This is a genomic window from Allobranchiibius huperziae (assembly GCF_013410455.1).
Lineage (GTDB): Bacteria > Actinomycetota > Actinomycetes > Actinomycetales > Dermatophilaceae > Allobranchiibius > Allobranchiibius huperziae.
The window spans coordinates 1,336,784-1,356,098 of the sequence record NZ_JACCFW010000001.1 but is presented as its reverse complement, the minus strand read 5'-3'; the positions used below and the strand labels follow the sequence as shown (position 1 = coordinate 1,356,098).

Here is a 19,315-nt window from a genome sequence, read left to right as displayed (position 1 = left end):
CCTCCCCTGCCGGTCACCTTCTAGAAGGAGCCCCCATGACCAACGTCCTGGGCATGGTCGTACGCCGACTGCTCACGCTGATCCCGCTGATGCTCGGCATCGCGTTGTTCGTCTTCGTCATCATGCGACTGTCGCCGGTCAACTCCGCCGTCTCGGCGCTGGGCGACAACGCCTCCCCGGCTCAGATCGCGGCGTACAACCAGGCACACGGGCTGGACAAACCGGCGCCGGTGCAGTTCGTGACGTTCGTCAAGGACCTGCTGACCGGTGACCTCGGCACCACCCAGTCGCTGAACAAGTCGGTCGGATCGCTGGTCAGCGAGGCGCTGCCGGTCACCCTGGAGCTGACGCTCATCGGTGCGCTGCTCGCCCTGGTGCTGGCCGTGGTGCTCGGCATCGTCGCCGCGCTGTTCCGCGACCGGTGGCCGGACCAGCTCATCCGGGTGATCTCGATGATGGGCATCTCGGTGCCGTCGTTCTGGCTCGCGCTGCTGCTCATCCAGCAGCTGTCGATCACGTGGGGCTGGCTGCCGAACGCCGGCTACATCAACCCCTCGGACTCCTTCACCGGCTTCCTCAAGGCGATGGCCATGCCCGCCGTCGCCCTGGCGGTGCCCGTCGGCTGCTCGCTGGCGCGCATCGTGCGGACCGCGATGGTCGAGGAGCTCGACAAGGACTACGTCCGCACGGCGTACGGCCTGGGGTTGCCGCCCCGCGTCGTGGTCGGACGCAACGTGCTGCGCAACGCACTGGTCAACCCGCTCACCGTGCTCGGTCTGCGGGTGGGTTACCTGCTCGGCGGCACCATCATCATCGAGGCGATCTTCCAGATGCCCGGGATGGGCACCCTGGTCATGCAGGCCGTCACCACCAACGACACGGCCCTCGCGCAGGGCACCATCCTGGTCATCGCCGGATGCTTCGTCGTGATCAACCTGGTGGTCGACGTCCTCTACATGGTCGCCAACCCCCGACTGCGAGGGAGCCACTGATGCCCGGCTACCGCGGCGGCCTCGCCGCCACCCTGTCCTCCGCCCGCACCGGGAGCCGACCGTCGTTCAGCCTGCGCCGCTTCGGTGTACCGGCCCGGATCGCACTGGGATTCGTGGCCCTGCTCGTCCTGGTCGCCCTCTTCAGCACCTGGCTGACACCGCACGACCCGACGCGCCCCGGGCTCGCACCCGTGGGCACCGGCCCGAGCGGCTCGTACTGGTTCGGCGTGGACGCCTCGGGGCGGGACATCTTCTCCCGGCTGGTCGCCGGCACGCGCCGGTCGCTCGAGGTGGGCTTCGGCGCCGCCGCGCTGGCGCTGATCGTCGGCACCGCACTGGGCGCGCTCGCCGCCACCAGCCGCAAGGTGGTCGACGAGGTCATCATGCGACTGCTCGACATCGTCATGGCCTTCCCGGCGATCGCGCTGGCCGCAGTGCTGATCGTGGCCTACGGCAAGGACAAGCTGAGCGTGCTGATCATCGCGATCGGCTTCGTCTTCGCACCCTCCATCGCCCGTGTCGTACGCGCCAACGTGCTCTCGCAGTACGGCGAGGACTACGTCGCCGCCGAGCAGGTCATCGGCGCGCGCCGGGTGCACATCCTGCGCCGTCACGTGCTGCGCAACTGCGCGGCACCGGTCCTGGTCTTCGCGACGGTGATGGTCGCCGACTCGATCATCTTCGAGGCGTCGCTGTCCTTCATCGGCGGCGGTCTGCCGGGCCAGGCCGCGCAGTCGTCGTGGGGATCGGTCATCGCCTACGGCCAGCAGATCCTGACGGCCGGCTCCTGGTGGGCGACGTTCTTCCCCGGCCTGCTCATCCTGCTCACCGTGCTCGCCCTCAACATCCTGAGTGAGGGGATCTCCGACGCCTGGGCCGCTCCGGCCGCCGGCGGCGGAAAGGAGGGCGGCGCCGAACCCGAGCCGCAGACCGCCCGATTCGAGCAGGCGCAGGAGCAGGAGCACACCGCACCCGAGCTGCCGGGACTGACCCGGGCCGCCGCCCGGCTGCGCAGCACCGCCCGCCCGCTCCCGCAGGGCGACCCCGTCCTCACCGTGCGCGACCTGCACATCCGCTTCGCCGACCGTCACCACGGTGTGGACATCGTCGACGGCGTGGACCTGGAGGTGCGACCCGGAGAGGTCCTCGGTCTCGTCGGCGAGTCCGGCAGCGGCAAATCCCTCACCTCCCTCACGGTGATGGGCCTGCAGCCGACCGGCGCGCAAGTGAGCGGCTCGATGGTCTTCGACGGCCAGGAGTTGGTCGGGATGAGCGCGGGCCGACGCCGCGCGCTCATGGGCCGGCAGATAGCGATGGTCTACCAGGACGCGCTGTCGGCGCTCAACCCCGCGATGACGATCAAGTCGCAGCTGGCCCAGGTCATCAAACGCGGCGGCACCCGCACCGCTGCCGACCTGATGGACCTCGTCGGGCTCGATCCGCAGCGCACCCTGTCGTCCTACCCGCACGAGCTGTCCGGCGGCCAGCGTCAGCGCGTGGTCATCGCCATGGCGCTCTCGCGTGACCCGAAGCTGATCATCGCCGACGAGCCGACCACGGCACTCGACGTGACGGTGCAGGCCCAGGTCGTGCAGCTGCTGCTGCGGCTGCGCGAGGAGCTCGGCTTCGCCCTCATCCTGGTGAGCCACGACCTGGCCCTGGTCAGCGAGGTGTGCGACCGCGTCGCCGTCATGTACGGCGGGCGGATCGTCGAGACCGGCGTCAGCGCCGACGTCGTCGCCGAACCCCGCCACCACTACAGCCGAGGGCTGCTGGGCTCCGTCCTGTCGCTGGAGGCGGGCGCCGCCCGGCTCACCCAGATCAGGGGAACGGTGCCGTCGCCGGCCGACTTCCCGCAGGGCTGCCGCTTCGCGGACCGCTGCCCGCTGGCCACCCAGGTCTGTCTGGACGACGTACCCCGGCTCACCGGTGACGACGACCATCACCTCGCGGCCTGCCACCACCCCGCCGGCCACCGCGCCGCACTCGAGGAGGCCCACTCATGACCGGCACATCGGATGCACCCGTGCTCGCGACCGAGGACCTGAGCGTCGTGCACCGCGCGCGCGGCGGCAGCATGTTCGACAGGACCACGGTGCACGCGCTGACCCGCGCCGACGTGGCGATCCACCCCGGCGAGACCGTCGGGATCGTCGGCGAGTCCGGGTGCGGCAAGTCGACCCTGGCCAAGGCCATGGTCGGCCTGCAGGCGCCGACGTCCGGGCGGCTGCTGTGGTCGGGCGAGGACGTCTGGGCGATGTCCGCCGGACGCCGTCGCGCCACCCTCGGCCGCGGTGTCGGCATGATCTTCCAGGACCCGGCGGGGTCGCTGAACCGCCGGATGCCGGTCTCGCAGATCATCCGCGACCCCCTCGACGTGCACCACTGGAAGTCCGCCCGGGACCGCAGCGCGCGGGTCCGCAGCCTCATGGAGCTGGTCGGGCTGCCGCAGTCGCTCGCCGGCGCCCTCCCCGGCCAACTGTCCGGCGGTCAGCGCCAACGCGTCTCGATCGCCCGGGCCCTCGCCATGGAGCCCTCGCTGATCGTGGCCGACGAGCCGACCAGCGCGCTCGACGTCTCGGTGCGCGCACAGATCCTCAATCTGCTGATGGACCTCAAGAACGATCTGGGGCTGGCCATGGTCTTCGTGTCGCACGACATCCAGACCGTGAAACGGATCAGCGACCGCATCATCACGATGTACCTCGGCAGGGTCGTGGAGGAGACACCCGCGGCACTGCTGCCTGACGGCAGCCGGCATCCCTACACGCGCGCGCTCTTCTCCGCGACACCCAGCCTGCTCGACGCCGTCGAGCCCATCCCGCTCATCGGTCCGGTGCCCTCGGCCACGGCGCCACCCAGCGGATGCCCGTTCAGGACCCGGTGCTGGCGGGCGGACGACGTCTGCGCTCAGGACATGCCGCCGGTGACCTCGGCGGCGGGCGGTCACCAGTTCCGTTGCCATCACCCGATTCCCGAAGGGACGTCGGCGCAGGATCTCCTGCGCGACGCCCACTCCGCACACCATGCAGACCCTGCGCACCATGCACACCCCGTCGCCTCCGTCGACGCCGACCAAGGAGCCTGAAGCCCCGTGACCGACCCTCTGACCCTCACCGGTGTCATCCCACCCGTCGTCACCCCTCTGACCGACGACGGGGAGGTGGACGTCGCCTCACTGGAGCGACTCGTGCACCACCTGCTCGACGGCGGTGTCAGCGGCCTCTTCGCGCTGGGCAGCTCCGGTGAGACGGTGTTCCTCACCGACCCGCAGCGCGACCAGGTGTTGGAGGTCATCGTGAGGTCGACGGCGGGCGCCGTACCGGTCATCGCCGGCTGCATCGAGCCGACGACGCCCCGGGTGCTGCAGCGGGTCCGCGCAGCCGAACGGCTCGGCGTCGACGCGATCGTCGCGACCGCGCCGTTCTACGCGATCGTCGGACCGCACGAGACCGAGCGTCACCTGCGCGCCGTCGGCGCCGCGTCGAGCCTGCCCCTGCTCGCCTACGACATCCCGGTGTGTGTCGGACGCAAGCTGCCGAACGACCTGCTGCTGCAGCTGGCTTCGGACGGAGTGGTCGCCGGGGTGAAGGACTCCAGCGGCGACGACGTCGCGTTCCGGCAGCTCGTAGTGGGGCTCCAGGACGAGCAGATCGAGGACTTCGCGATGCTGACCGGCCACGAGGTCGTCGTCGACGCGATGCTCCTGGCCGGCGCCACCGGCTCGGTGCCGGGCCTCGGCAACGTCGACCCGCACGGCTATGTGCGTCTGCACCGCGGCGCTGCTGACAGCGACTGGGACACCGCACACAAGGAGCAGGAGCGTCTGGTGCGCCTCTTCCGCATCGTCGACTCCGCCGACCCCGCGACCGCAGCCGGGGCGACCCGTGGGATCGGCGCGTTCAAGGCCGCACTGCACCTGCTGGGCGTCATCGACTCCCCCGCCGTGTCGCTGCCGATGCGCCGGTACGACGCCGACGAGACCGGCCGGGTACGCAACCAGCTCGAACGCGCGGGTCTGTCCGTCCGCCGATGACCCGCCCTCCCCTGGCGCAGACCGCCGTCATCGGGGTGGACCTCGGAGGCACCAAGACCAACGCCGCGCTGATCGACCGCGACGGGCGCGTCCTGCGCCGGGCCACCGCGGCCACCCCGGGACAACGGGGTCCGGAAGAGATCGTCCGGACCGTCGGCCACCTCGTGGAGGAGGTCGGCGCCGACGCCCACCCGCTGGCCCTCGGTGTCGGCAGCGCGGGTGTCATCGACCAGGTGCGCGGTGAGGTCGTCTCCGCCACCAGCGTCCTGCGCGACTGGGCGGGCACACCGATCCGACGGGTGCTGGAGCAGTGGACCGGTCTGCCGGTGGCCGTCGACAACGACGTGCACGCCCATGCCCTGGGGGAGATCTGGCGCGGTCGTGGCCGCGAGGCGCACAGCATGCTGCTGGTCGCCGTGGGCACCGGCGTCGGCGCCTCGCTCGTCCTCGACGGGCAGGTCTGGCACGGCGCCCGCCATGTCGCCGGTCACCTCGGCCACATCGCATCGCCGTACGCGGACGGGCGAGAGTGCGTCTGCGGCGGGTGGGGACATCTGGAGTCGGTCGCTGCCGGGCCCGCGATCTGCGCCGAGGTCGCCCGCCGGACCGGCGAACCGGTGGCCCGCCTGCAGGACGTCGTCCGCGCTGCCGCCGGCGGCTCGGGTGTCGAGACCGACGCCCTGCGCCAGGGCGCACTGGCCCTCGGCGTCGCCGTGGGGGGCGTGGTGAACCTGCTCGATCCGCAGCTGGTCGTCATCACCGGGGGCGTCGCCGCCGCCGGTCCCTCATGGTGGTCCGCGATGGACCAGGCGCTGCGCGACGAGCTCCTGCCGGCGACCGCCGACGTCGCCGTGCTCGACAGTGAACTCGGCGCCGATGCCGCTCTCCTCGGAGCCGCCCGACTCGCCTTCGAGAGGATCGTCGATGCCTGATCTGCTGGAGAGCCTGCGCGGGCGGCTCATCGTCTCCTGTCAGGCCTACCCCGGTGAGCCGATGCGCGATCCGCACACCATGACCCGGGTCGCGCAGGCCGCTGTCGACGGTGGTGCCGCGGCGATCCGGGCGCAGGGCATCGAGGACCTCACCTCGATCGTGGCCGCGGTGGACGTGCCGGTCATCGGTCTGTGGAAGGACGGCGACGCCGACGTCTACATCACCCCGACGCTGGAGCACGCACTCGCGGTCGCCGCGACCGGGGCGCACATCGTGGCGATCGACGGGACCGGTCAGGCCCGGCCGGACGGCCGCACCCTCGAGCAGACGATCGAGGCCCTGCACCAGCAGTCGACGGCGCTCGTCATGACCGACTGCTCCACTCTCGAGGAGGGAGTGGCCGCCGCCTCGTACGGCGCGGACCTGGTGGGGACCACGCTCGCCGGATACACGTCGTACACGGCGAAGACGTCCGGTCCGGACCTCGCGCTCGTCACGGCGCTCGTCGACGCCCTCGACGTGCCGGTCATCTGCGAGGGGCGCGTGCACTCCCCCGCGCAGGCGGCACAGGCCATCGACGCCGGCGCGTTCGCTGTCGTCGTGGGCACGGCCATCACCCACCCGAGCACCATCACCGGCTGGTTCGAGCACGCCGTCCGCGGCGCGGCTGGTGCGGGCGGTCGCGAGTAGCGCCCACGCTCTGCGTGGTGTGTCGGCGCCGCGGTCACGTGCCGGCGACTACCCGGCCGCCGCTAGCCGTAGAGAGTGATCGAGGTCGCCCCGGGCGGCCGGACCGCCCGGGGCGACCTCGCGTGGAGGGAGCCTCAGCCCTGGGTCGGATCCGACCAGGGTTCGACCCTCACCCGCGTCGACGTGGAGGACCCGTCGGGCGTGGTGCCGGTCAACCGCACCTCGGGTGCGAACCCGTTGGCGACCTCCGCGGTCGTGAGGGTGTGGGTGGCCGAGCATTTGTAGCTCTGGCCGGGGACGAGCGCGGAATAGTGGCAGACGCCGAGCCCGTCCAGACCGCCGGTGAGCGTGACGTCGTTCACCGTGGTGTTGCCGGTGTTCTGCACTTTCATCGCGTAGGTGACGACGTCGCCCGGCAGGCCCGCCGCGCCCGCTGCGTCCAGGTGGTCCAGCACAGCGGTGCCCTCGAGTTGCGGCCGTGCCGGTGCCCACGGCGCTGCCTGCACGTGCAGTGTCGCGATCGTGCCGGAACGACGGCCGACACTGGTGTAGGCGAACGTCAGGTCCTGGTCACCGAATGCGGTCCTGGGCACCTGGACGCCGATCCTGACCCTCACACTGCGGCCCGGCTGCACGCGTGGCACGGTCACCCGTGACACCTCCCAGCCGGCGGGACCGCTCACCTGCAGTGTGCCCTTCGCCAGGGCATGCGCCTCCTGGTCGGTGACGGTCGCGGTCACCGTCGCCGACCTGCCCGCCCGGACGCCGTCCGGCGCCGTCACCGAGACCGGGGCGCACGCTCCCTTCAACCAGTCGAGACCGAACGAGGTGTAGGTGACCTCCTGCACACCGTTGCGCTCGTAGAGCAGACCGAATCGGCCGTTGCTCTGGCGGGTCAGGGTCGAGTACTCGGCACTGCCGGAGTCGACCACGCGTGAGATCGGCCAGGTGCGGCCGCTGTCGCAGGACATCCGCACCGTCAGGTTGCGACGGAGCAGGGGGTCGTCGTTGTTGACGAAGAGCAGCTGTCGGGACCGCGGGTCGCTGCGAGGGGCGTCCGGGGCCACCCGGATGATCGACCCGTTGTCGGCCGGGTCGACCAGCGCCGGGTCGGCCTGCGGGGTGGAGTAGGTCACGCCGCCGTCGCGGGAGATCGCGACCAGGCGATGCGGCGTGGCACGCGAGTTCAGCATCACGCTGCCGTCTGCGAGCTCGACCGTCTTGTTCTCGTCCATGCCGGGCCCCACCGGTCGACCCATCTTCCATGTCGCGCCGTCGTCGTCGCTGTAGGCGCTGGCAGCGTAATTCTGCCCGGAGATGCGAATGAGGTACTGCTGGATGAGGCGTCCTGCGTACGGGCCGTGGACGAGCTGGATGCCCTGCCCGGACGCCGCGAAGAGACCGGACCACGACGGGTTCTTGATCTGTGAGGTGATCCGTCGCGACGTCCAGGTGCGACCGTCGTCGTCGGAGTAGCTGTAGTCGGTCTGCAGGATGTTCGGATCCGTCTCGCTGTTGCCGGTGCCGCTTCCGCCGAACCCCTGGTTCATGCCAGCGGCGTAGAACAGGAAGATGCGTCCGGTGCGATGATCCACGAGCAGGCTGGGGTCACCGAAGCCTGCGGGAGCGGGCGCTTGTCGGACGATCTGCTGCTGGCTCCAGGTGCGGCCCTGGTCGGTGCTGCGCCGCAGCAGGATCGTGATGTGATTGGGCAGGTCGCTGATCGTTGGCCGTCCGTCGTACGCAGCCAGCAGCGTGCCCTTCGTCGTCGAGGTAAGGGCCGGGATCCGGTACTGCGGATAGCCGCCCTCGCCCCGGACCGCCAGATCGGTCAGGTGCAGGGCCGGAGCCTCGGCCGCCGGCCCGGGCGCGGGCCCGCCCGCATATGCGGGTCCGGCACTGACGAAGCCGGCGCCGAGCATGACGGCGGCGGCGAGGGGTCCGGCAAGGGCGTGGGTACGAGAGTTCATCGGGTCTCCTGACATCAGACGTCTGACGTCAGAACTCTGCACCACGCTGCGGAGGACGTCAATGGTCCGTCCAGGACCGCGGCCGCCCCACCGGCCCGTGCGGCCCCAACCAGGTCGTGCTCGAGTGGCGCCGGCTGTGAATAGCGCACGGGAAAATGCGTGTTGCCGCCGTGACTGGTGTGGCGATATCGTCGAATGCGGATTCATGCAGGAATCGTCCATAGCAAAAGGGGACTTGACATGCAGGGTTTCAAAGACTTCATCATGCGCGGAAATCTCGTCGAACTCGCCGTCGCATTCGTCATCGCGACGGCTTTCGCCAGAGTCGTTCAGGCATTGGTCGTCGTCATCATGGACATCGTCGGCAAGATCGGCGGGTCGCCGAGTTTCTCCAGCTACCAACCGAGTGGGATCCACGTCGGCGACTTCATCACCGCGCTCATCGGATTCCTGCTCCTGGCGGCAGTCGTCTACTTCTTCGTGGTCGTGCCCTACAACAAGGCGACCGAGCTGGCCCTGCGCCGCCGTAAGGGCGATGTCGAAATCGAAGACGTCCCGACCGAGCTCGACCTGCTGGTGCAGATCCGCGACGAGCTGCGGGCAGGACCGCGCGCCTGATCCTCGACGGGCGAATGCGCTCCTGAGGCCCGCCCGACTTTGCTCGAGTGCATCGGGAGTGGGACACGTCCGATGCGACGGGTCCCACTCCTTGTTGCACGGCGCCGGCGCAAGGATTTCCTGCACCGCAATGCGGTTGCAGGAATTCCGCCGCCCCGCGGTATTCCGCTCCCGCTCCGCATTGAGCAGATCAATGCCCGCGTACGACGTTCGGACGCGAATCCGCCCGTACGGCGTCGCCCCGAAGCGAAAGCGAGATTCCTACACCCTCGCCGGCGCGGAGAGGCGTGCCGAGTAGATCGAATATCCGTCGATCCAGCGCGTGATCGCCGTCGCGATCACCGCGGCGACGATCATCGGCACCATCAGCCCGAACCCGCCGTGCGTGAGTTCGAGCAGCAGCGCCAGCGCCGCAAGGGGGGCCTGCATCCCGGCGCCGACCATCGCGGCCGCACCGATCAGCGCGTACGCGCCGACGGGCGACCCCGGCCACACGTCGCTCCAGAGGATGCCGAGGGCGGCGCCCAGGGCGGCCCCCGTGCTGAGCACCGGAGTGAACAGACCACCCGAGGCGCCACTGCCCAGACAGAGCAACGTCACGAACGGTTTCAGCACGGCCAACGCAACGAAGAGCGCCAGTGATCCGCCGCCGATGAGGCCGAGGCGGGCGATGTCCGACCCGTTCCCGTAGAGCAGCGGATAGCGCAGCGCCAGCACACCGAGCACGGCGAACGCCACGAGCGGTGCGATCAGCATCCATCGCCCGGTGACGCGGTAGTGGGACACGATCCCGATCAGCCGCACGTACCCTGCGGCCAGCACGCCCACGACGGGCCCGAGCAGGAGGGCCCAGACCAGCAGCCGCGGGTCGTAGGAGAACTGTGGGATGCCCACGTACGTCGCGTGGTCCGACAGACCGACCCATGCCGTGACGGTCGCCACGCCCGCGCACGCCAGCGCCGGCAGCACGATGGGCAGGTTGACCGCGCCGACCAGCACCTCCGCCGTGAAGAGTGCACCGCCGAGCGGCACGTTGTAGACGCAGGCCAAACCGGCACCGGCGCCGCATGCCACCAGCAGGCGCAGCTGCGCCGGGGTCAGCCTCAGCCACCCGGCGACCACGTTGCCCGACACCGCGCCCATCAGCTTGGGCGCGGCCTCGCGGCCGAGCGACGCGCCGAGGCCCACGACGATCTCGGACAGCACGGACGTGCCGGCGCTGCGGCGTACCGACAGGCGTCCTTCACCCGTCCAGAGGACGTCGTCCACCTCGGATTTGCGTCCGGGGGTGAACCGGCGCAGCAGATACCACCCGACCCCGCCGATGACACCGGCGACCAGCAGCGGCGTGAGTCGATGCCAGGGGCCTGCGGCGGCGACCTTGTCCGCGAAGTCCCCGAACCCTCTGGCACCGAACGCGATGCGCGACACGAGCCGCAGCAGGCCCATGAGCAGATCACCGATCAGGCCGGTCAGCACACCGGTGAGGACGATCGCACCCCAGAAGCGCAGGGTCAGGGCCGCGTCGCCGTCGTGGGTGACGTTCGGCTGCATCATCGCTCCGCGGCCCGACGGCAGCCGCCTCTTCAACAGTGGCGGCGGTACCCGCTCGCGTTCACCCGTCCTCATCGCCCACTCACCCTAGCCAGGCGAACGGGCCAGGAGGCGACGGCCGAGGCTCTGGTCGACGGCATTGTCTCGGGGCCGCACATCTGATCTAATCATCAGGAATCCTGCTCGTTATCTCAGCTCACTCCCGGAGGCGCCCGTGCCGGATCAGTCGCTGCCCGATCTGCCGTCCTCGCTGGCCGTCACCCGGCACGGGAAGGTCGCCGTGCTGACCCTCAACCGCCCGGAGAAGCGCAACGCCCTGGACGACGCGACGGTGCTCGGCATCGAACGGTTCTTCACCGATCTTCCCGATGACGTCGCGAGCGTGGTCATCGCCGCCGAGGGCGACCACTTCAGCGCGGGCCTGGACCTGTCGGAGATGGCAGAGCGGGACACCATCTCCGGCGTGCGGCACTCGCGGATGTGGCATCGCGCGTTCGAGCTCATCGAGTTCGGCCCCGTGCCGGTGGTGTGCGCCCTGAAGGGAGCGGTCGTGGGCGGAGGCCTCGAACTCGCCGCGGCCGCCCACCTGCGCGTCGCCGAACGCTCGACGTTCTACGCCCTGCCCGAGGGGATGCGCGGCCTGTTCGTCGGCGGCGGAGCATCGGTGCGACTGCCGCGGCTCATCGGCGTGGCCCGGATGGCCGATCTGATGCTCACCGGCCGTCGGTACGACGCCGAGGAGGGTGCCGCGGCCGGACTGTCCCAGTACGTCGTCGACGACGGTGCCGGCCTCGACGAGGCGCTGCGCCTGGCCACCCGGATCGCCGACAACGCACCGCAGAGCAACTACGCCGTCATCCAGGCACTCCCCCGCATCGCCGAATCCGGCCGGCATGAGGGCTATCTCATGGAGGCCATGATGGCCGCCATCGCCCAGGGCACCGACGATGCGAAGGGTCGCATGCAAGAGTTCCTGCATGGCCGCGGGCCGAAGGTGACCGACCGATGAGCGTGCACACCGGCGACGTGCTGTGGCGCCCGCCGGACGACGTCCTCGACACCAGCGAGGTCGGCCGCTTTCTAACGTGGCTGCATACGCAGCGCGCACTCGACCTGAGCGACCACGACGCGCTGTGGCAGTGGTCCGTCGAGGACCTCGACGGTTTCTGGTCCGCGATCTGGGAGTTCTTCGAGATCCACGACCGCGGCACGCGCACGTCCGTCCTCGCGGAACGGGTGATGCCCGGCTCGCAGTGGTTCACCGGGTCGCTGCTCAACTACGCCGAGCACGCGCTGCGCGGCGCCGGGGCCCAGGACTCCGCCGTGGCGATTCACGCTCGGTCCCAGAGCCGCGCCGACCGTGACCTCACCTGGGGCGAGCTGCGCGACGCGGTCGCACGCGCCGCTCGCGCCCTCACCGACCTGGGCGTCGGTCCCGGCGACCGGGTGGCGGGGTACCTGCCGAACTGCCCGGAAGCCGTGGTCGCCTTTCTGGCGACCGCGGCCCTGGGCGCGGTGTGGTCCAGTTGTGCGATCGAGTTCGGCCCGCGCAGCGTGATCGACCGGTTCGGACAGATCGAACCCGTCGTCCTGGTCGTCGCGGGCGGCTATCGCTACGGCACCAAGGACGTCGACCGCGGTGACCAGGTCACGGCCATCACCGCGGGCCTGCCCACGCTGCGCCATGTGGTCGACATCGAGTACGGCGCATGGCGGGTCGACGGCGCGACCTCCTGGTCGGCAGCACTCGCGGGGGCCGAACCGCTCGACCGGACGACACCGGTGCCCTTCGACCACCCGCTGGTGGTCCTCTTCTCCTCCGGCACCACCGGCCGACCCAAGGCCATCGTGCACGGGCACGGAGGGGTCCTGGTCGAGCACCTGAAGAACCACGCGCTGTCCTGGGACCTGCGTCGCGGTGACGTCATCGCGTGGTACTCCACCACCGCCTGGATGATGTGGAACGCGCTGGTGTCCGGGCTGCTCGTCGGAGCGGGCATCGTGACGATCGACGGCGACCCGGCATACCCCGACCTGACGTGGCAGTGGCGTCTGGCGCAGGAGACCGGGGCCACGCTGATGGGCGCGAGCCCCGGATTCATCATGGCCTGCCGCTCGGCCGGGGTGGACCTGAGCGGACTGGACCTGCGGATCCGGGTCGTCGGCTCCGCGGGTTCGCCGCTGCCTCCCGAGGGCTACGCCTGGATCGGCGAGCAGCTCGGGCCGCGGGTGCAGCTCAACGTCGGCAGCGGAGGCACCGACGTGTGCAGCGGGCTGGTGCAGAACAACCCGCTGCTGCCCGTGCGCGCGGGGGTGATCTCCGGTCGGGCACTGGGTGTCGACGTCCACGCGTACGACGACGCGGGCCTGGAGGTGATCGGCGAGCCGGGCGAGCTCGTGGTGACCTCGCCGATGCCGTCGATGCCCGTGGGGCTGTGGGGCGACGCAGACGCATCGCTGCTCCGGGCAACGTATTTCGAACGCTTCCCCGGTGTGTGGCAGCACGGGGACTGGATCGTCTTCGAGTCCGACGGCAGCTGCGTCGTCACCGGTCGCAGTGACGCCACGCTCAACCGCGGCGGCGTACGGCTCGGCACAGCGGAGTTCTACCGCGTCGTCGAGGAGCTGCCCGGCATCGCCGACAGCCTGGTCGTGCACCTCGAGGATCCCGCGGGCGGCAACGGCGAACTGATCCTCTTCGTCACCACGACCTCCGGCGTCGAGGTGGACGACGCCCTGGTCGACACCCTGCGCGCCGCGCTGCGTACGTCGCTGTCCCCCCGGCACGTACCCGACCGCGTCGTAGGGGTGCGCGCCGTCCCGCGCAACCTCACCGGCAAGAAGCTGGAGCTCCCGGTGAAGCGGATCCTGCAGGGCGCGACACCGCACGACGTGGTCAGCCGGGACGCGCTCGCGGACCCGGCATCCCTGGACCCGTTCATCGCGCTGGCGGCGGAGGCGAGCGCATGAGCGCCGACCTCTCCCCCGTCGCCGTCATCGGGGCCGGCTCGATCGGCGGCAGCTGGGTCGCGCTCGCGCTGTCCCGCGGGCTCGAGGTGCACGCCGCCGACCCCGCACCGGGCGCCCAGGACGCACTGCGCGCGGCGGTGGCCGACCATCTGACGGAGCTCGACTGCACATCGCAGCCGCTCGAAAGGCTGCATTTCCACGCCGACCCCGCCGCCGCGGCCACCGGCGCGGCGTTCGTCATCGAGTGCGGCCCGGAGCGGGTGAAGGTGAAGCGTGAGCTCTTCGCTGCGCTCGACGAGGTCACCGACCCGGGCGTCGTCCTTGCGAGCAGCTCGTCAGGCATCGGCCCATCCGCCTTCCAGGACGCCTGCCGGCACCCCGATCGCGTGCTCGTCGCGCACCCGTTCAACCCGCCCCACCTGGTGCCGCTCGTGGAGGTGGTCGGTGGGCGTCTCACCTCCGCGCAGACCGTGGACACCACGATGGCGGCGATGCGCGCATTGGGGCGCAGCCCGGTCCATGTCCGGGCCGAGCTGCCTGGGCACGTCGTGAACCGCCTGCAGGCAGCGCTCTGGCGAGAGGCCTACGACCTCGTCCGCCGTGGCGCGATCTCGGTCGCGGACCTGGACCGTGCGGTGGCCTCCGGTCCGGGTCTGCGGTGGGCGCTGCTCGGTCCCATCGCCACCCAGCACCTGTCCGGCGGCCCGGACGGGCTGGCGCACGTGCTGGAGCATCTCGGACCGCCGATGGTCGACTGGTGGGCCGACCTCGGCGATCCCGAACTGACGCCGGAGCTGACCATGCAACTGGTCTCCGGCGTCACCGAGGAGCTCGGCGGGCGAGAGCCCGAGGTGCGCGCCCGGCGCGATCGCGGGCTGCGAGAGCTGCTCACCACGAAGGAGCGTCTCGGCCTCGACACCGTCGGCGAGGAGACGCCATGAGGGACCAGGGGCTGGGCTCCTGGACCCGGCGGCGCGCCCGGATGACCCCGGACCGGCCCGCGCTGGTCCAGGACGGCCGCGCTACGACCTACGCCGACCTGCACCGGGCGAGCACCCGCCTCGCGCACGGCCTGCGGGAGCGCGGCATCACCCGCGGTGACCGGGTCGCGTTCCTCGGCCTCAACGGCGTGGAGATGGTCCTCTCGATGTTCGCCACCGCGAAGCTCGGCGGCGTCTTCGTGCCGGTGAACACGCGACTGGCCCCGCCCGAGCTGGCCTACGTGCTGGGCCACAGCGGCGCGCGGCTGCTGCTGATCGAGGACGCGCTCGCCGCGTCGGCGTCGACCCCGGAGGTCGACGAACTCGCCCTGGACATCGTGACGTTCACGCGCGACGCGGGCGCCGGCCTCGACGCACTGCACGCCCCGGACGACGGGGAGGTCGACGAGCTCATCGCCCTCGACGACCTCTTCATGATCCAGTACACGTCGGGCACCAGTGGTCGCCCGAAGGGTGTGATGCTCACCCACGCGAACGTGGTGTGGAACGTCTACAACCTGCTGGTCGACATCGACCTCGGCAGTGACGAGGTGGCGCTGGTGACCGCCCCGCTCTTCCACACGGCGGCGCTCAACCAGGTGCTCTTCCCGACGATCCTCAAGGGCGGGACGGCGCTGCTGGAGGCCCGCTTCGACCCGGTCGCCGCGGTCGACATCATCGAACGCGAGCGCGTGACGCTGCTCTTCGGGGTGACCTCGATGTACCTCGCGCTCGCGGCGGCACCGCGCTTCCACGCGGCGGACCTGGCCAGCCTGCACCTGGCGCTCAGCGGCGGGGCGCCGATCCCGGAGTCGCTGCTGCACACGTGGCTGGACCGCGGGCTGATGATCGTGCAGGGGTACGGCCTGACGGAGGCCTCGCCGGGCGCGACGATGCTGCGGGCGGCGGACGGCGTCCGCAAGCTCGGTACCGCGGGCACCGCGTGCTTCTTCGCCGACGTGCGGGTGGCCGCCGGTGACGAGGACGTGCCTGCGGGCGAACCCGGCGAGGTGCTCGTCAGCGGGCCGAACGTCAGCCCCGGCTACTGGCAGGACCCGCGCGCCACCGAGGCGGCGTTCACCGACGAATGGCTGCACACCGGAGACGTCGCCACCGCGGACGGCGAGGGCTATCTGCGGATCGTGGACCGCATCAAGGACATGTACATCTCCGGCGGTGAGAACGTCTATCCGGCCGAGGTCGAGCAGGCGCTGCACGAGCACCCGCAGATCGCCGAGTGCGCGGTGATCGGAGTGCCGGACGAGAGGTGGGGCGAGGTCGGGCGCGTGTTCGTGGTCACCCGGCCTGGAGCGCACCTGTCGGAGTCCGACGTACTCGCTCATCTGGACGAACGGCTCGCCCGGTACAAGCGGCCCGCGAGCGTCGTCTTCCTGCCCGAACTCCCCCACAACGCCTCCGGAAAACTCATCAAGTCCCGACTCAGAGAGACCACCCGATGACCCGCTACGAGCCCGCCGTCGACCTGAACGCGATCACCGCGCTCGACGTCCACGTGCACGTCGAGTCCGACGACCACGGCCACTTCGCCCTGGACGAGGAGCTGCTGGACGCGTCCGCCGCGTACTTCAAGGGCAGCGAGAACCGCACCCCGTCCGTGCAGGACCTGGCCCGGCGTTACCGCGACGCCGGGATGGCGGCCGTCGTCTTCACGGTCGACGCCACCACCGCGACGGGTCACCCCGCGATCTCGAGCGAGGAGATCGCGCAGGCCGCGGCCGAACACGCGGACGTGCTCATCCCGTTCGGCTCCGTCGATCCGCACCAGGGTGCGGCGGCCGTGCAGCGCGCACGTCACCTGGTGCAGGAGTACGGCGTCCGCGGGTTCAAGTTCCACCCCAGCCTGCAGGCCTTCTCCCCCGACGACCCGGCCTTCCAGCCCCTGTGGGCGGCGCTGGAGGAGCTCGGCGTGCCCGCGCTCTTCCACACCGGACAGAACGGCATCGGCGCCGGCCTGCCGGGAGGACGAGGGATCAAGCTGCGCTACTCCAACCCGCTGCTGCTCGACGACGTGGCCGCCGATTTCCCGGGGCTGACGGTGATCCTGGCGCACCCATCGGTGCCGTGGCAGGCCGAGGCCATCTCGATGGCGACCCACAAGGCAAATGTCTATATCGACCTCTCGGGGTGGCGGCCGAAGTACTTCCCGCCCGAGCTGGTGCGCGCCGCCGGCGGGCTGCTGCGCCGCAAGGTGCTCTTCGGCAGCGACTATCCGCTGATCGCGCCCGAGCGGTGGTTGGCCGACTTCGACGACCTCGGGATCGACACCGCGCATCGGCCCGGCATCCTCAAGCAGAACGCCGCCCACGTCCTGGGGCTGCGCTGACGCTGCCTAGCATGGCGCCCATGAAGAGCGAGCGGGCGCGGGACGACGACGTCGCGCCGCCGATCGCGCGGACGGCGCCCCCGACGCTGCTCTACCTGATGAAGCAGGTCGAGCTGTCGGTGCGCGCCGCACTGGACGACCTCGCCCGTCCCGAGGGTCTGACCGCCCTGCAGTACACCGCGCTCACCGTGCTCGAACGCCATCCCGATCTCACCGCCGCACACCTGGCGCGCCTGTCGTTCGTGACCGCGCAGAGCACGGCCGACATGGTGGGCGCCCTGCTCGACCGGAACCTGATCGAGCGGCACCGCGACCCCCGCGACCGTCGTCGCCTGGTGATCGCCCTCACTCCCGAGGGCGGGCGGGTGCTGGATCGGATGCGGCCGCAGGTCACCGCGCTCGAGGAGCGCATGCTCGCCCGCGCCAGCACCGCGCAGTCGGCCGCGCTGCGGCAGACCCTGGAGCTGTGCCGCCGGGCCCTGCACGAGGACCCCTCCGCCGACTGAGCCCGCGTACGACGTCCGCCGCGCCGTGACTAATTGATCAGGAAACCTGTACATATTGGTCGGCCCTGTGCTTTGCTCGGCCGATGACTACATCCGCAGCATCGGAGCCGCGCGGCGGCCTTCCGAGGTTGACGAGCGGCACGCTGCTCGCCTCGGTCTTCGCCTGCTTCGTCGCTCAGATCGGGCTCAGCATCCCCGCGGTCATCAACGGCTACATCAACAAGGACCTGGGCACAACGTCCACCCAGCTGACCTGGGTCTCCGACGCCTTCCTGGTGCCGGTGACCCTCTTCGAGCTGACCTTCGGCGTGGTCGGTGACCTCTTCGGCCGCAAGCGGCTGCTCGCCACGGGCGCGGGCCTGGTGGTTGTCGGTGGGCTCATCGCGTTCTTGACCCCGTCCGGTGGCGTCGGCGTGCTGCTCACCGGCCAGGTCATCGCCGGCGTCGGCGCTGCAGCGATCTTCCCCACATCGGTGGCCATGATCGCGGCCGGGACGCACACCGTGCGCGAACGCGCGCACTCCATCTCGATCTGGGCCGCCGCCCTGACCGCCGGTGGGTTCATGTCCCCCGTGATCGGCGGCGTGCTCGCCCGGATTCACCATTCCGGCAGTCCTGAGGCCAGCTGGCGTTACGCGTTCCTCGCGATGGCGATCCTCGCCGCGCTCAGTCTCGCGACCACCGTGACACTCGCCCAGAACTCGTCGGCCCCGCAGGGTCGGTCGCTGGACTGGCCCGGCCAGATCACCATCGCGGTCGCGCTGTTCGCGTTGTTGTACGCCGTGATCCAGGGCGCCGAGGACGGCTGGGGGAGCCTCACGGTCATCGGCGGGTTCGTGATCGCCGTGGTGTTCCTCGTGCTCTTCGTGCTCGTTGAGCAGCGGGTCGACAAGCCGTTGCTGCAGCTCGACCTCTTCGCCAACCGGATGTTCACCATCTCCGCCGTCGTGACGGTGCTCGGCATGTTCGCCTACCTCGGCACGGCGTACGACACCAGCATCCGGCTGTCGGCGATCCAGGAGTACACGCCGCTGAAGACCTCGATCGGCTTCGTGCTGCTCAACATCATGGGCGTGATCCTCTTCCCGGTGAGCAGCCGCATGCTGCAGCGGTTCAACCCCGGCTGGGTGCTCGCCGGCGGTATGGCGCTCATCGGTATCGGCGACCTGGTGCTGGCGGCGATCCCGGCCACCAACCTGTCCATCGCCGCGGTCGCGGTGCCCCTGCTGGTCGTCGGTGCGGGCTTCAAGACGGCGGTCACCGCCATCACCGTCGTGGCCGTCAACAGCGTGCCCACCCAGAAGGCCGGGATGGCCAGCGGCGCGACCAGCATGCTGCGCGACTTCGGACTGACCCTCGGCCCGGCGATCATCGGGGCCATCGCCCTGACGAACGCCGCAGACGCGATCGCGTCGAAGGTCGCGTCCTCCCCGTCCCTCGGCAGCGCGCTGCAGCAGTTCAACGCATCGTCCAAGGTGCCGCCGCCGGTGAAGGGGGCGGTGAACTCCGGCCCACTGGGCGCGAACGCCATCCCGAATCCGCCGAATCCGCTGAAGGACACCGCCTTCCACGCGTTGTCCCATGCCTACTCGATCGGGTACCTGGTGTGTGGCATCGCGGCGCTCGTCGCGGCAGCGATCGCCGCGGTGATGATCGGCGGACGTCAGCACGAGCACGCGTTCGTCGCGGCGCCGGAGCCCGAGCTGGTCGTGGACTGAGCGA

General features: G+C 70.6%; 16 protein-coding genes. 14 read left to right on the top strand and 2 right to left on the bottom strand.

Features of this window, described 5'->3' with window-relative positions; genetic code table 11:
* Positions 1–35: 35 nt before the first annotated feature.
* From HNR15_RS06490 to HNR15_RS06465, 6 genes are read left to right on the top strand one after another with little or no spacing between them, the layout of a single operon-like run.
* A complete protein-coding gene (locus HNR15_RS06490) occupies positions 36–992 on the top strand; it encodes an ABC transporter permease (protein WP_179480121.1) in 957 nt (318 codons plus the stop codon).
* Positions 992–2,998 (top strand): dipeptide/oligopeptide/nickel ABC transporter permease/ATP-binding protein, encoded by a 2,007-nt coding sequence (locus tag HNR15_RS06485; protein ID WP_179480119.1) that lies wholly within the window; start codon positions 992–994, stop codon positions 2,996–2,998. Before HNR15_RS06490 ends, HNR15_RS06485 begins: the two co-directional genes overlap by 1 nt.
* The gene (locus HNR15_RS06480; protein WP_179480117.1) at positions 2,995–4,080 is read left to right on the top strand and encodes an oligopeptide/dipeptide ABC transporter ATP-binding protein; all 1,086 of its coding nucleotides are present in this window, start codon (positions 2,995–2,997) and stop codon (positions 4,078–4,080) included. The genes HNR15_RS06485 and HNR15_RS06480 overlap by 4 nt, the downstream gene beginning before the upstream one ends.
* A gap of 6 nt (positions 4,081–4,086) precedes the next feature.
* On the top strand, positions 4,087–5,028 hold the full coding sequence (locus tag HNR15_RS06475; RefSeq protein WP_179480115.1) for a dihydrodipicolinate synthase family protein: 942 nt from the start codon (positions 4,087–4,089) through the stop codon (positions 5,026–5,028).
* Entirely contained in the window at positions 5,025–5,960 is a 936-nt protein-coding gene (locus tag HNR15_RS06470; protein ID WP_179480113.1) for an ROK family protein, read from the top strand. Before HNR15_RS06475 ends, HNR15_RS06470 begins: the two co-directional genes overlap by 4 nt.
* Positions 5,953–6,651 (top strand): N-acetylmannosamine-6-phosphate 2-epimerase, encoded by a 699-nt coding sequence (locus HNR15_RS06465; RefSeq protein WP_179480111.1) that lies wholly within the window; start codon positions 5,953–5,955, stop codon positions 6,649–6,651. Before HNR15_RS06470 ends, HNR15_RS06465 begins: the two co-directional genes overlap by 8 nt.
* A gap of 134 nt (positions 6,652–6,785) precedes the next feature.
* On the opposite strand, the gene HNR15_RS06460 is transcribed toward HNR15_RS06465, so the two are convergent.
* Positions 6,786–8,621 carry an exo-alpha-sialidase gene (locus tag HNR15_RS06460; protein WP_179480109.1) on the bottom strand — a complete coding sequence of 612 codons (1,836 nt, stop codon included), beginning with the start codon at positions 8,619–8,621 and terminating at the stop codon, positions 6,786–6,788.
* A 240-nt stretch (positions 8,622–8,861) separates the two neighbouring features.
* On the opposite strand from HNR15_RS06460, the gene HNR15_RS06455 reads away from it, so the two are divergent.
* A complete protein-coding gene (locus tag HNR15_RS06455) occupies positions 8,862–9,239 on the top strand; it encodes a large conductance mechanosensitive channel protein MscL (protein WP_179480107.1) in 378 nt (125 codons plus the stop codon).
* 261 nt (positions 9,240–9,500) lie between these two features.
* On the opposite strand, the gene HNR15_RS06450 is transcribed toward HNR15_RS06455, so the two are convergent.
* A complete protein-coding gene (locus tag HNR15_RS06450) occupies positions 9,501–10,796 on the bottom strand; it encodes a chloride channel protein (protein ID WP_218883579.1) in 1,296 nt (431 codons plus the stop codon).
* 211 nt (positions 10,797–11,007) lie between these two features.
* Between HNR15_RS06450 and HNR15_RS06445 the strand changes: the two genes are divergently transcribed.
* The 7 genes from HNR15_RS06445 to HNR15_RS06415 all read left to right on the top strand — a co-directional run bounded on the left by HNR15_RS06445 (position 11,008) and on the right by HNR15_RS06415 (position 19,311).
* Positions 11,008–11,802: a crotonase/enoyl-CoA hydratase family protein gene (locus tag HNR15_RS06445; protein WP_218883577.1), complete on the top strand. Its 795-nt coding sequence runs from the start codon at positions 11,008–11,010 to the stop codon at positions 11,800–11,802.
* Positions 11,799–13,763, top strand: a complete 1,965-nt coding sequence (locus HNR15_RS06440; protein WP_179480102.1) for an acetoacetate--CoA ligase — start codon at positions 11,799–11,801, stop codon at positions 13,761–13,763. Before HNR15_RS06445 ends, HNR15_RS06440 begins: the two co-directional genes overlap by 4 nt.
* Complete coding sequence (locus HNR15_RS06435) at positions 13,760–14,704, top strand: 3-hydroxyacyl-CoA dehydrogenase NAD-binding domain-containing protein (protein WP_179480100.1); 945 nt, start codon at positions 13,760–13,762, stop codon at positions 14,702–14,704. The genes HNR15_RS06440 and HNR15_RS06435 overlap by 4 nt, the downstream gene beginning before the upstream one ends.
* On the top strand, positions 14,701–16,203 hold the full coding sequence (locus HNR15_RS06430; protein WP_179480098.1) for an acyl-CoA synthetase: 1,503 nt from the start codon (positions 14,701–14,703) through the stop codon (positions 16,201–16,203). Before HNR15_RS06435 ends, HNR15_RS06430 begins: the two co-directional genes overlap by 4 nt.
* Positions 16,200–17,087 (top strand): amidohydrolase family protein, encoded by an 888-nt coding sequence (locus tag HNR15_RS06425; RefSeq protein ID WP_179480096.1) that lies wholly within the window; start codon positions 16,200–16,202, stop codon positions 17,085–17,087. The genes HNR15_RS06430 and HNR15_RS06425 overlap by 4 nt, the downstream gene beginning before the upstream one ends.
* 20 nt (positions 17,088–17,107) lie before the next feature.
* The gene (locus HNR15_RS06420; RefSeq protein ID WP_179480094.1) at positions 17,108–17,593 is read left to right on the top strand and encodes a MarR family winged helix-turn-helix transcriptional regulator; all 486 of its coding nucleotides are present in this window, start codon (positions 17,108–17,110) and stop codon (positions 17,591–17,593) included.
* 83 nt (positions 17,594–17,676) lie between these two features.
* Entirely contained in the window at positions 17,677–19,311 is a 1,635-nt protein-coding gene (locus HNR15_RS06415; protein WP_179480092.1) for an MFS transporter, read from the top strand.
* Positions 19,312–19,315 lie beyond the last annotated feature (4 nt).